This is a genomic window from Nocardioides sp. CPCC 206348, from assembly GCF_048654705.1.
GTDB lineage: Bacteria > Actinomycetota > Actinomycetes > Propionibacteriales > Nocardioidaceae > Nocardioides.
In genome coordinates this window covers 8,228-21,534 of sequence record NZ_JBMCZA010000193.1, presented here as the reverse complement: position 1 = coordinate 21,534, position 13,307 = coordinate 8,228, and the positions used below count along the sequence as shown (strand labels likewise).

Below are 13,307 nucleotides of genomic sequence, written 5' to 3'. Positions count from 1 at the left end.
AACAAGGCTGTCGTGTCGCTGGTCGCGGCCACACTGCAGCGCACACCTCCAGGCGCGCCGCCCGTGCTCAACATCCCCGCCGCTCACGCCCACACGCTGCCGGGTGCGACGGCGCAGCCGCGCGGATCGACGAGGACAGCGGTTGCCGTGAGCGATGCCGAGGTTCGCGAGGTCTACGCCCAGGACCCGGGGCGTGTCCGCCGCAGCTGGCAGGACGATTGGCACGCCCAGATGTACAGCCTGGACAAGGGCGCCGGCCCGGTACCGACTGCGTACCGGATCGGAAACCTCATCCTGGTCCATCCGACCTACCAGGGCATGGCATCGGAAATGCCGGACTGGACCAAGGACACGAAACCGATCATCGTCGCCGCCCAGCCAGCAGCTGTCGAAAGTGCGCCGGCCAAGGTCGCGCCGCCGCGCGACGTCACCCCTGGTCCGAACGGCACGATGGTCTCCTCCGCACCGGAGCCGGCCGGCAAGAAGGCAGGCCAGCCGCGAGCGTGGAAGCGCCCCGATTCCTGGGCAACCGCGTTCCCTGCGCGGCGGAGCGAGGTCGAGGCGGCCTACAAGAAGGACCCGTCCACGGTCGTCCGGAGCAACACCCTCGCCTTCCACCAGTTCATCTGGAGGCAGGACCAGGGCGTGGGAAAGAACGTACCGCGCTCCTACCGCATCGGCAGCCGCTTCTACGTCGCGCCGAACTGGGTGGGCTCCGCAACCCCGCTGCCCGACCACAGCGTCCCACGGGTCGACCCGACCAAGGTCGTCGCGCTGCCAGGGACCACCCACCACACGGGCGGCACGGTTCGCAACAGCACAACCGCCGTCACCGAAAGCGCCACCGGGCAGACCAAGGTGACCACGCGCAAGCGCGAACTCGGGACGGCCACCGTCACCGAAGAGGAATCCTCTGGCGGCGTCACTCGCAAGAAGGAGCGCTACACGGCCATCGGCAAGGGCGGCAAGCCCGGAGTGGCGTGGGGCAAGAGCGAATCGGTCAGCCCCGACGCCGAGACCTCGTCGACCAAGTCGTCGCACGGTTCTGCCAACGTCGCGATAGTCGATCCGAAGCTGACGGTCGGGCAGACCTGGGGCAAGGAACGTGTCGAGGGCACCGACGACTCTGGTTCACTGCGCAACCCTGTCCGCCAGGTGAAGACGGGCACGACGACGGGTGCGGCCGGGGAGCTCGGCGCGGACGGTGCCGGCGGAAGCCTGACCCGCACGAACACCCGTGCCACTGGCACGAAGTCGAGCACATCGGGGGGCGGCAAGCTCGACCTGGACGGCAACTCGTCGGCGAACATCACGAAGGGTATCGAGAGCAAGGGTGGACACAGCGCCTCGGTGAGCGGCGGGACCCAGCACAGGGTCTCCGCGGAGGCTCCGGAGCAGGTCGCGTCGGGCGTTTGGGAGGTGCGCTACACCGTCCAGGACACCCGCTCTGCGGGCGTGAATGTCTCGGCCAAGGGCCCGGGGATGATCGGCGCGGGTGCCGGGGCCAGCAGGAGCTCGGGCACAGCCCGCACCGGTTCGCGTCAGTTCACTTCCGAGGCCTCTGCCAAGGCGTTCCAGAAGAATGTGGCCAAGCACGTCGACGGCCTCGCCGCACTGATGGAGAAGTCGCCCACGACCGTCGCCGGGGCGCTTTCCATCCCGATCGGCGAGGCACGCGGCGTCGCATCGTCGAGCGGCAGGAGCGTCAACGCTTCGGTCTCGCTCGGCGCTTCCGCCGGCCGGACGGAGAGCACGTCGTCCTCCCAGGAGATCTCGGTACGTCGTACCGGCGACAAGACGGTCGAGGTCACCCGCGCGGTGTCTTCCAGCGACGTCGGCGACTGGGGCATCAGCGGGCTCGGGCTGAGCAACGAAAAGGGCAGCTCACGCTCGCAGATGTTCGAGGTCACGTACACGTTCGACCTCGGGCAGAAGGTCGACATACGCGCCTTTGAGGCGCTCTGTCAGTCGGGCGCCCCTCCCGGACGGCCGCCGAAGCGCACGGTCAAGCTGACCTCGGCACAGGACCACGACGATGTCGGCTTCCTCGGCGGCAAAGCATCCTGGAAGGGCGGGACGTCGGAAAGGGTGACGACCGACGAGACCGGGAAGCGCGAGGACTACAGCGGCCACCAGTCGCACGACCAGGACCCGGGATGGGTGCTCAAGAACATCTTCGGCGAGGACACGATGCACTCGAAGGCCGAGATGGTTCGCTCGCAGGCCAACGACAAGGACGCCGGCGCCAAGGCGGTGTTCACGCTCTCCGGCGACTCCGGCGCGAACAACCGGGAGGAGTTCGCGAAGATCTTCGGCACCTCCGGTATGACAGGGAAGGCGCGGGCCTCCGGCAGCTGGACGCTGAGCGCCGAGGTGCCACGCGAGGCAGTCAAGAGGCTCGAGGCCGTCCACCGAGAGATGGGTCGCGCCGCCAACCTCGACGAGAAGATGCGGATCTACGCGCGGCTGGTCAAGGAGAACGGCGCCACGATGCTCGGCGCCCAGGTCGGCATGTCCAGCGAGCGGTGGAGCCTCGAGCTCAAGGGCGACCCGAACTTCCCCGGCGAGGCCGGCCGGCGGCGCCTCGATGCCCTCGCCAAGGAAGCGCTCGTGAAGCTGAAGCGCGAGCCGGCCGCGGCGACGACGATGGCCGCCCAGCTCGACACGGAACTCGCAGCGCTCGCCAAGCGCCAGAAGGAGGTGGGTGACCCGAACAAGTACACCGACCTACCCGGACGGCTGCGCAAGCAACAGCTCGCCGTGATCGCTCGGCACATCGAGAACCTGTCACGGGTGCGGCGCGAGGCGCAGACGGTCAGCGCACTGCACGGCGGCGACGCCGTCACGGCACGGTCGACGAACAAGGACCCCGCCACCGCCAAGCTGGAGCAGGAGATGGCGGACAAGAGCCGCGCGGCCGCCGCGCTGAGCGCCGAGTCCCAGGAGGGGCTGCGCGCACTGGGTGCAGTGCTCAAGAGCGGCCACGTCGTCGTCGCCGACGACATCGACGAGGCCTCTGAAAGGATGCATACCTCGCACGCCCTCGAAAACATCCGCGACGCCGACTCTGCCTCGTTCCGCGCCAAGACTGGAGTCGCCCTGGTCGACGAACACCGCGACAGATGGCTCGCCGCGACCACGCCGACCGACAAGCGCGCTGCGCTCGCCGCGGCCAACGCAGCCCTGGACGATGTCATCAAGTTCCGGCGCGAAGAGGTGAAGCTGGTGCAGGCTGCCGCGAACTGGCTCGATCCCATCGCCGCCGACAGCGCCAAGGCCAAGCACGCCGGTTACTGGGCGAAGGTGCGCGCCGCGTCCTTCGCTGCGGCCTTCCCGCCGAAGAAGGCCGCAGCGACGAAGTAGCCGCAGGTGCCAACAGACCTGCGTCCGAGGCTGCCTCAGGCGCTGGGGAACGGCGGGGGCGTGCCGTCGTACGACGGGCACAGGGTCTGGTGTGCACACCAGCGGCAGCCGTAACCGGGTCGCGACTCGAACTCGCGCTTCTCGGTGGCCAGCTGGATGGCCTGCCACACCGCCTGGACCTTGCGCTCGGTGGCGAGCAGGTCCCGCTCGTCCGGCTCGTAGCGCAGCACCTCGCTGTTGCCGAGGTAGACCAGCTGGAGCATCTTCGGGATGACGCCACGCATCCGCCAGAGGACCAGGCCGTAGAACTTGAGCTGGAAGAGGGCCTTGCCCTCGAACATCTCGTTGGGCGATGGGCCCGTCTTGTAGTCCACCACCCTGATCGCCCCGTCGGGAGCGATGTCGACCCGGTCGACCACGCCGCGCAGCAGCAGCTTCGTGTCGGTGAGCGTCTCGACGTACAGCTCCCGCTCGGCCGGCTCGAGAACGGTCGGGTCCTCGAGGTCGAAGTACTTCACCAGGGTCTCCCGGCACGACACCAGCCACTCGGCGATCTCGGGCCCGTCGACCGGGAACATCGACGTGACCGCCGGCTCGGCCTCCTGCAGGTCGGCCCAGGCCGGCGTGAGCATCGCCTCGGCGGCGGCAGGCGTGCGGTCAGCCGCCGGCAGGTCGAACAGGCGCTCCAGCACCGTGTGGATCACCGTCCCGCGCACGGCGGCCGGCGACGGCGGCTCGGGCAGGCGATCGATCGTGCGGAACCGGTAGAGCAGCGGACACGACAGGAAGTCACCCACCCGCGACGGCGACAGGGCACCGAGCACGTCCACGCCATCGACGCGGGTGCCCCCGCGTTCGGACGGGTCGGCCGGCTCGAGACCGGTCGGTGCTGGCTGTGTGGTCATGTGTCCGACCCTAGGTCAGGCCTCCGACATAGGGTCGGGGGCATGAGTCGATCCTCCGAAAGCCTCCGGCGGCGCCTGGCGAACACACCGGAACGGATCGGACACGTCGTCCGTCGGCGCTTCCCGATCGTTGCCGTCACCGGGATGACCGGGGTGGGCAAGACCCAGCTGACGGACCGCCTGACGGGAAGCACGGACGACGTGGCCGCCGATGTGGGATCCGCCGTCATGGAACGCCGCACGCGCCGCTCGTCGGGGCTGCGCGGCTTCCGGTTCCGCGTGGTGCCGGGCGACAACGCCGCGACCCGGCTGGGCGCGCTCGACGAGGTGTTCCACGACGAGCCCGTCGACGGCGTCCTCCACGTGGTCGCCAACGGCTACGCCACCCCTCGTCGCGCTGCGGGGACGTCCGGCACCGCGGACGCCAGCCGCGAGGAGCAGCTGGTCCAGGAGCTCGAGGACTGGGCGATCACGTCGCACCGGATCGCGTCGATGGCCGTGCGCCGCGACCGGCCCATCTGGCTGGTCATCGTCGTCACGAAGGCCGACCTGTTCGCCGACGAGATCGAAGAGGTCGTCCGCTACTACTCGCCCGGCAGCGGCTCGCCGTTCGGGAACAAGGTCGACGAGCTCCGCGCCCTGGCCGGGGGTGCCAAGCTCTCGATCGACGTCCTCGCGGTCAGCAGCCAGGGCGGCGACCGCAAGTCGGCGATGCCTGCCAAGCGGAGCGCCCAGCTGGTCGACGCCCTGGCCACCCGTCTCGCACAGCTGAGCGGGCACGCCTGACGGGCACCTCGCCGCACCCCGGGCAGACCTGCCACGGGTAGCCTCGGGGCATGTCTGAACCTGACGTCCCGCAACGGGCAGCCGCGCCTCGGGGGATGGTCAGGATCGGCCGGATCGCCGGCAGTGACGTCCTCGTCGCGAACTCCTGGTTCCTGGTCGCCGCCCTGATCGCCTACATCATGGGCCCGCGCGTCGACGAGGTGCAGTCCGGCCTCGGCGGCTGGAAGTACGTCGTCGGGCTGGCCTTCGCGATCGCGCTCTACCTCGCGATCCTGCTCCACGAGGCGTCCCACGCCGTGGTGGCCAAGAGGTTCGGGTTCCGCGTGGAGTCCATCACCCTCCACTTCCTCGGGGGAGCGACCGCCATCGTCGGCGAAGCCCGCCGCCCGCGCCAGGAGTTCTGGATCGCGGTGGTCGGGCCGATCACCTCCCTCCTCGTCGGAGTCGTTGCACTCGGCCTCTGGTTCGTCACACCGCCCGGCGTGGGCCGTCTCGTCATCGAGGGCCTCGCCGGAGCGAACCTGATGATCGGCGTGCTGAACCTGGTGCCCGGCCTGCCCCTCGACGGCGGCCGGGTCCTCAAGGCCGGCGTCTGGGCCGCCACCGGCCGCGTCCACACGGGCACCATCGCGGCCGCCTGGGGTGGCCGCGTGACGGCCGTCCTGGTGCTGGCCTGGGCAGTGTTCAGCGCCCTGAACGGCAGCGTCATCAACCCGGTCATCCTCGCCATCGTCGCCATCTTCCTGTGGACCGGCGCCAGCCAGTCACTGATGGCCGCACGCCTGGTCCGGCGCCTGGGTGAGATCGTGCCGCGCGATCTCGCGCGTCGTACCCTCTCCGTTCCTGACGACCTCCCGCTGGCCGAGGCCGTGCGGCGCGCCGAGGAGGCCGGAGCGGGCAGCATCGTGACCGTCACGTCGGACGGGCGACCGATCGGCGTGGTCGACGAACAGGCCGTCAGCGCGATGCCGGACGACCGCAAGCCCTGGGTTGCCGTCTCGACGGTGGCCCGCAGCCTGGCCGGCGGCCGCGCCCTGCCGGCGTCGGTCAGCGGTGCCGAGCTGATCGCTGCGCTGCGCAACAGTCCTGCGTCGGAGTACGTCCTGATGGCCGAGGACGGCAGCGTGTACGGCGTTCTGTCGGCCGCCGACGTCGCGCGCGAGGTGCAGCGATAGATTGCGCCGGTGAGTGACGCAACTTCCGACGTGCCCCCGGAGGCCTGGTCCGGTGTCCATCGCGGCCCCCTTCGCGAGGGTGAATGGGTACGCCTGGTGGACGGCAAGGGCCGGCGCCACAACTTCGCGCTCGAGGCCGGCAAGCGGTTCTTCTCCAACAAGGGCCACCTGGAGCACGACGAGCTGATCGGCCGGGAAGAAGGCTTCACCGTCGGCTCGTCGGTCGGCGGCGAGTACCTCGTCTTCCGCCCCCTGCTCTCCGAGTACGTCGTCTCGATGCCCCGCGGCGCGGCCGTGGTCTACCCGAAGGACTCGGCCCAGATCATCGCGATGGCCGACATCTTCCCGGGCGCCCACGTGGTCGAGGCCGGCGTCGGGTCCGGCGCACTCACCTGTTCGCTGCTGCGTGCGGTCGGCCCCTACGGCCGCGTGTCGTCCTTCGAGCGCCGCGAGGAGTTCGCCGAGGTCGCCCGCCGCAACGTCACCCAGTTCTTCGGGGCCCCCGACGGCGAGACGCACCCCGCCTGGTACCTCACCCTCGGCGACCTCGCCGAGGCGTTGCCGGCGTCGGGAGAGCGCTGCGACCGGATCATCCTCGACATGCTCGCCCCCTGGGAGTGCCTGGACGCGGCGGCCGACGCCCTGCTGCCCGGCGGGATCGTGTGTGCGTACGTCGCCACGACCACCCAGCTGTCGAAGTTCGTGGAGGCCGTGCGGATGCACGGTGGCTTCACCGAGCCGTCCCCGTGGGAGTCGCTGGTCCGCGACTGGCACGTGGAGGGTCTCGCGGTCCGTCCCGGCCACAAGATGATCGGCCACACGGCCTTCCTGGTCACCGCGCGCCGGATGGCGCCGGGGGAGCGGGCCCCGCTCAAGAAGCGCCGCCCGGCACCGGGTGCCTACGGTCCCGACTACGACGGCCCGCGCCCTCCCGGCGTACCCGAGCTTCCGACCGACGACTGAGCCGCTCCACGTGAGCCGTTACAGAAACGTCGCGTGCCACGTGTCGTGAACCACTTCCTCGCTGGACCTGTCCGAGTAGGGTCGGATTCAGGAGGTGTGCCATGACGAACATGGGAGAAGGCACCTCGGGGAGCCACAGCTCCCCGAGCCGCCAGCAACTCGAAGACCAGGTCCGTTTCCTCGAGGACGAGATCAACGAACTGCGCCGACGACTGATCGACACGCCCGGAAGCGGAGCTCGCTCCGTGGACATGCGCCTCGCTGACACCCAGCGATCGCTGGCTGCGGTGACCGCGCAGAACGAGCGTCTCGCCAGCACCCTGCGTGATGCGCGTGACCAGATCCTCAAGCTCAAGGAGGAAGTCGACCGGCTCGCCCAACCTCCGGCGGGCTTCGGCACCTTCCTCCAGCGCAACGAGGACGACTCGGTCGACGTGTTCACCGGTGGGCGCAAGCTACGGGTGAGCGTGAGCCCGAACGTCGAGATCGACACGCTGCGCCGCGGCCAGGAAGTGATGCTCAACGAGGCGCTCAATGTCGTCGCCGCGTTCGACTACGAAACCGTCGGCGAGGTCGTCATGTTCAAGGAGCTGCTCGCCGACGGCGAGCGGGTCCTGGTGATCGCGAACGCCGACGAGGAACGCGTCGTACGGCTGGCCGACCCGTTGTTCAACGAGACCCTGCGCGCCGGCGACTCGCTGTTGCTCGACTCCCGTGCCGGCTACGTCTACGAGAAGGTCCCGAAGTCCGAGGTCGAGGAGCTCGTCCTCGAGGAGGTCCCGGACATCTCCTACGAGTCCATCGGTGGCCTCGGCAACCAGATCGAGATGATCCAGGACGCCGTCGAGCTGCCGTACCTCTACCCCGAGCTCTTCGCCGAGCACGAGCTGAAGCCGCCGAAGGGCATCCTGCTCTACGGTCCTCCGGGCTGTGGCAAGACGCTGATCGCCAAGGCGGTCGCGAACTCGCTGGCCAAGAAGGTCGCGGCGAAGACGGGCCAGGAAGGGAAGTCGTACTTCCTCAACATCAAGGGCCCCGAGCTCCTCAACAAGTACGTCGGCGAGACCGAGCGGCACATCCGTCTGGTCTTCCAGCGGGCGCGGGAGAAGGCGAGCACCGGCACGCCGGTCATCGTGTTCTTCGACGAGATGGACTCCCTGTTCCGCACCCGCGGCTCCGGCGTCTCCTCCGACGTCGAGAACACCATCGTCCCGCAGCTGCTGAGCGAGATCGACGGGGTGGAGCTGCTGGAGAACGTCCTGGTCATCGGTGCCTCCAACCGCGAGGACATGATCGACCCGGCGATCCTGCGGCCCGGTCGCCTCGACGTGAAGATCAAGATCGAGCGTCCCGACGCCGAGTCGGCCCGGGACATCTTCAGCAAGTACCTCACCACCACGTTGCCGCTGCACGCCGAGGACGTCGCCGAGTTCGGCGGTGACCGCCAGGCCACCATCGGCGGCATGATCCGGGCCACCGTCGAACGGATGTACACCGAGACCGAGGAGAACCGCTTCCTCGAGGTGACCTACGCCAACGGTGACAAGGAGGTCCTGTACTTCAAGGACTTCAACTCCGGCGCCATGATCCAGAACATCGTCGACCGGGCGAAGAAGATGGCGATCAAGGACTTCATCGACCACAGCCAGAAGGGCCTGCGGGTCTCGCACCTGCTCCAGGCGTGCGTCGACGAGTTCAAGGAGAACGAGGACCTGCCCAACACCACCAACCCCGACGACTGGGCACGGATCTCCGGCAAGAAGGGCGAGCGGATCGTCTTCATCCGCACGCTCATCACCGGCAAGCACGGCACCGAGCCCGGCCGGTCCATCGACACCGTCAACGACACCGGGCAGTACCTGTAGGCGAGGTCCCTAGGACCCACGGAGGTAGAAGGCGCGCACCATGTGGAACGCGCCGTAACAAGCGAGCCCTGCGGAGATCGCAAGCATCATCCAAGGTCCCAGCCATCCGTCTCGCAGGCGCACGATGGCCTGGTCGAGCCCTCCGGACTTGCCCGGGTCGTGGGTGATGCCTGCCCACACGAAAAGACCGGCGATCAGCAGGAAGGCCCCACCACGGCTCAGGTAGCCGGCCCGGGCGAGCACGGTCACCGCGCCGGCGGCCGTGCCGCGGCGTCCGCCGCCGTCGAGCCCCTTGCGCCAGCGATCGGTGACCGCCGTGCGGATCGACACGATGCCGAGCACGGCCACCACGCCACCCACGCCCATGACCAGGGCCGGGCCGAAGGGACGCCCCATCAGGTCCGCCGTGACACCTCCGGTACCGCTTCCACCGCCGCTGGTGCCGGTTGCGGTGCGCACGGCGAGGACTGCGAGGACGCCGAAGACGACCGTCCGCACAGCGGACCCCAGTCGACCCGCCCAGCGCTTCGCTCCCTCTGAGCTCCGGTGCCCGCCGACCGCCTGGCACGCCTGCCAGACGGTGAGCGCAGCGAAACCGGCTGCCGCGAGCCACAGCGAGACCGCGCCGAGCGGTTGGCGTGCGATCTCCCGCAGCGCGCCCGAACCCGACGCGGATCCGGCGCGATGACCCAGCGCCAGCTGCCCGCCGAGCCAGGCGACGATCACGTAGACGACGCCGTAGGCGAACATTCCGGCCCGCGCCGGCCACTTCAGTGCGGGATGGTCCCGGGCGCTGCGTGCAGCAGCCTCTGCCGAATCCTGCTGCGCACTCATGTCGCCTCCTGGGCGATCGATACCCGAACCCGACCGCTCCATGCGACGGCAACGCCACCCGTACGGCGATGTCACGCCGTACGCTGGCAGCATGAGCGTGCGCCGGGTGATGGGCACCGAGATCGAGTACGGCATCTCGGTACAGGGACAACCGACGGCCAACCCCATGGTCGCCTCGTCCCAGGTCGTCAACGCCTATGCGTCGGCGACGGTCCGTGCCCGGCGCGCCCGGTGGGACTTCGAGGAGGAGTCCCCGCTGCGGGACGCCCGCGGGTTCGACATGGCACGCCAGATCGCCGACCCCTCGCAGCTCACCGACGAGGACCTCGGGCTCGCCAACGTCATCCTGACCAACGGTGCACGGTTGTACGTCGACCACGCCCACCCCGAGTACTCCACGCCCGAGGTGATCACCCCGCTCGACATCGTCCGGTGGGACAAGGCGGGGGAGCAGGTGATGCTGGACGCGGCGCGCCTGGCCCACCAGCTGCCCGGCAGCCCGACCATCGCGCTCTACAAGAACAACACCGACAACAAGGGGGCGTCGTACGGCGCCCACGAGAACTACCTGATGCGGCGCTCGACGCCGTTCGCCGACATCGTCCGGCACCTCACACCGTTCTTCGTGAGCCGTCAGGTGTTCTGTGGCGCCGGCCGCGTGGGCATCGGCCAGGACGGTCGCGGCAGCGGGTTCCAGATCAGCCAGCGCGCCGACTTCTTCGAGGTCGAGGTCGGGCTCGAGACCACCCTGAAGCGGCCGATCATCAACACCCGCGACGAGCCGCACGCCGACCCGGAGAAGTACCGCCGCCTCCACGTGATCATCGGCGACGCGAACCTCTCCGAGATCGCGACGTACCTCAAGGTCGGCACGACCTCGCTGGTCCTGGCGATGATCGAGGACCGTTTCATCACCCGTGACCTCACTGTCCGCACACCAGTCACTGCCCTGCGTGCCGTCTCCCACGACCCGGGGCTCGCGCACCAGGTCACGCTGACCGACGGCCGCACCCTGACCGGCATCCAGCTCCAGCTGGAGTACCTCGACCTGGCCAGGAAGTACGTCGAGGACCGCTACGGATCCGACGCCGATCCGCAGACCGTCGACGTCCTCGCCCGCTGGGAGGACGTGCTCAACCGCCTCGAGACGGATCCGATGTCCCTGGCCGACCAGCTCGACTGGGTCGCCAAGCTGAAGCTGATCGAGCAGTACCGGTCGCGCGACGGACTCGACTGGGACGACGCGAAGCTCCAGCTGATCGACCTCCAGTACTCCGACATCCGTCCCGACAAGGGGCTGTACCACCGCCTCGTGAAGGCCGGTCGGATCCAGCGACTGCTCACCGACGCCGAGGTGGACGCGGCGATGACCAACCCGCCCGAGGAGACCAGGGCCTACTTCCGCGGCCGCTGCCTGGAGAAGTACGCGCCCGACATCGCAGCCGCGTCGTGGGACTCGGTCATCTTCGACCTGCCCGGCCGCGAGTCGCTCCAGCGGGTCCCGACCATCGATCCGCTCCGCGGCAGCAAGGCCCACGTCGGAGAACTGATCGACAACTGTGAAACCGCGGAGGCATTGGTCCGCGCACTCAGCCGTTGAGTGGCTAGGGTTGAGGCATGGCCCAGGAGCAGAAGCAACCGCGCAAGTCGGAAGACGCCGAAGAGACCACTGAGGTCGCTCCGGAGTCCGACGTCGCCGAGCGCAAGGACGCGATGGACGACGACGTCGACGCGATCCTCGACGAGATCGACGAGGTCCTCGAGTCCAACGCCGAGGACTTCGTGAAGTCGTTCATCCAGAAGGGCGGGGAGTAACCCGCACATGACTGGTGACGCACGGATCCCGGCTGCGTTCCTGCGCCCCGGCACGTCCTCCTTCAGCGACTTCATCGGCGTCAACGCGCCCGACCTGCTGCCTGCCCGCCGCTCGCTGCCGGCCGGCACCGCGGCCGACCTCGCCCCGCACGGCACGACGATCGTCGCCGCGACCTTCCCCGGCGGCGTCGTCATGGCCGGTGACCGGCGCGCGACGATGGGCAACGTCATCGCCCAGCGCGACATCCAGAAGGTCTTCCCGGCCGACGAGTACTCCGTGGTCGGCATCGCCGGCACGGCGGGCCTGGCCGTCGAGATGGTCCGGCTGTTCCAGGTCGAGCTCGAGCACTACGAGAAGATCGAGGGCACCGTCCTCTCCCTCGACGGCAAGGCCAACCGGCTCTCGGCGCTGATCCGCGCCAACCTCGGCATGGCCATGCAGGGGCTGGCCGTCGTCCCCATGTTCGCCGGCTTCGACCTCGACAGCGGGGTCGGCCGGATCTTCGGGTACGACGTCACCGGCGGCCGTCACGAAGAGGCCGCGTTCTTCACCGTCGGCTCCGGATCGCTCTTCGCCCGCGGGGCGCTGAAGAAGCTCTACCGCGAGGACCTCAGCCAGGACGACACCGTCCGGGTCTGCCTCCAGGCCTTGTACGACGCCGCGGACGACGACTCCGCCACGGGCGGGCCCGACATGGCCCGCCGGATCTTCCCGATCGTGTGGGTCGTGACCGCCGAGGGCGGCGTGGAGCTGACGCAGGACGACATCGGAGCGTTGGCGGACGAGGTCGTCGCGGCCCGGTTCACCCGCCCCGACGGCCCGCTCGCCCCGCTGCCCGGTGGCGACAGTGCTGGCGACCAGGGACAGGAGGCCTGAGATGAGCACCCCGTTCTACGTCTCGCCCGAGCAGTTGATGAAGGACCGCGCCGACTTCGCCCGCAAGGGCATCGCGCGCGGCCGCTCGCTGGCCGCCGTCCAGTTCGCCGACGGCGTCCTGCTCGTCACCGAGAACCCGTCCAAGGCGCTGCACAAGGTCTCCGAGCTGTACGACCGCCTCGCCTTCGCCGCCGTGGGCCGCTACAACGAGTTCGAGAACCTGCGCATCGCCGGCGTCCGGCTCGCCGACATGCGCGGCTTCGCCTACGACCGCCGCGACGTCACCGGGCGCGGACTGGCCAACGCCTACGCGCAGACCCTGGGCACGATCTTCTCCTCGGGCGGCGAGAAGCCCTACGAGGTCGAGATCTTCGTGGCCGAGGTCGGCAAGACGGCGGACGACGACCAGATCTACCGCCTGACCTACGAGGGTCGTGTCGCCGACGAGCACGGCTACGCCGTGATGGGCGGCGACGCCGACACCGTGGCGGCGTACCTCAAGGAGCATTACACCGACGGCGCGAGCCTCGATGCAGCGCTCGCGGTCGCCGTGGCAGCCCTGGGGCACTCCAGCGACGAACGCGGCGAGGTGCAGGACCGGGTGATCCCGGTCGAGGACCTCGAGGTCGCCGTTCTGGACCGCACCCGCTCGCAGCCGCGCAAGTTCCGCCGGATCCTTCCGGCGAAGCTCGCCGAGCTGCTGGGCGACCGCGGTCCGTCCGAG

11 protein-coding genes are annotated in these 13,307 nt (G+C 69.4%); 9 read left to right on the top strand and 2 right to left on the bottom strand.

The window, feature by feature from the left end:
- The first annotated feature begins 147 nt into the window (after positions 1-147).
- On the top strand, positions 148-3,363 hold the full coding sequence (locus tag ACOADB_RS16920) for a hypothetical protein (protein WP_378600938.1): 3,216 nt from the start codon (positions 148-150) through the stop codon (positions 3,361-3,363).
- A 35-nt stretch (positions 3,364-3,398) separates the two neighbouring features.
- Here ACOADB_RS16920 and ACOADB_RS16915 read toward each other — a convergent pair whose 3' ends face one another.
- Positions 3,399-4,268 (bottom strand): RecB family exonuclease, encoded by an 870-nt coding sequence (locus ACOADB_RS16915; RefSeq protein ID WP_378600935.1) that lies wholly within the window; start codon positions 4,266-4,268, stop codon positions 3,399-3,401.
- A gap of 42 nt (positions 4,269-4,310) precedes the next feature.
- On the opposite strand from ACOADB_RS16915, the gene ACOADB_RS16910 reads away from it, so the two are divergent.
- From ACOADB_RS16910 to arc, 4 genes are all read left to right on the top strand, one after another.
- Positions 4,311-5,054 carry a GTPase domain-containing protein gene (locus tag ACOADB_RS16910; RefSeq protein ID WP_378600932.1) on the top strand — a complete coding sequence of 248 codons (744 nt, stop codon included), beginning with the start codon at positions 4,311-4,313 and terminating at the stop codon, positions 5,052-5,054.
- Between the two features lie 50 nt (positions 5,055-5,104).
- A complete protein-coding gene (locus ACOADB_RS16905) occupies positions 5,105-6,229 on the top strand; it encodes a site-2 protease family protein (protein WP_378600929.1) in 1,125 nt (374 codons plus the stop codon).
- Positions 6,230-6,238: 9 nt separating this feature from the next.
- On the top strand, positions 6,239-7,192 hold the full coding sequence (locus ACOADB_RS16900) for a tRNA (adenine-N1)-methyltransferase (protein WP_378600926.1): 954 nt from the start codon (positions 6,239-6,241) through the stop codon (positions 7,190-7,192).
- Between the two features lie 101 nt (positions 7,193-7,293).
- Entirely contained in the window at positions 7,294-9,057 is a 1,764-nt protein-coding gene (gene arc / locus ACOADB_RS16895; RefSeq protein ID WP_378600923.1) for a proteasome ATPase, read from the top strand.
- 9 nt (positions 9,058-9,066) lie between these two features.
- Here arc and ACOADB_RS16890 read toward each other — a convergent pair whose 3' ends face one another.
- Positions 9,067-9,891, bottom strand: a complete 825-nt coding sequence (locus ACOADB_RS16890) for a DUF1206 domain-containing protein (protein WP_378600920.1) — start codon at positions 9,889-9,891, stop codon at positions 9,067-9,069.
- Positions 9,892-9,982: 91 nt separating this feature from the next.
- Between ACOADB_RS16890 and dop the strand changes: the two genes are divergently transcribed.
- From dop to prcA, 4 genes are all read left to right on the top strand, one after another.
- Complete coding sequence (dop, locus tag ACOADB_RS16885) at positions 9,983-11,491, top strand: depupylase/deamidase Dop (protein WP_378600918.1); 1,509 nt, start codon at positions 9,983-9,985, stop codon at positions 11,489-11,491.
- Between the two features lie 17 nt (positions 11,492-11,508).
- On the top strand, positions 11,509-11,706 hold the full coding sequence (locus ACOADB_RS16880; RefSeq protein WP_378600915.1) for a ubiquitin-like protein Pup: 198 nt from the start codon (positions 11,509-11,511) through the stop codon (positions 11,704-11,706).
- 7 nt (positions 11,707-11,713) lie between these two features.
- On the top strand, positions 11,714-12,583 hold the full coding sequence (gene prcB, locus ACOADB_RS16875; protein ID WP_378600912.1) for a proteasome subunit beta: 870 nt from the start codon (positions 11,714-11,716) through the stop codon (positions 12,581-12,583).
- 1 nt (position 12,584) lies between these two features.
- Positions 12,585-13,307: proteasome subunit alpha (gene prcA, locus ACOADB_RS16870; protein WP_378600909.1), on the top strand; the 723-nt coding region annotated here is incomplete at its 3' end.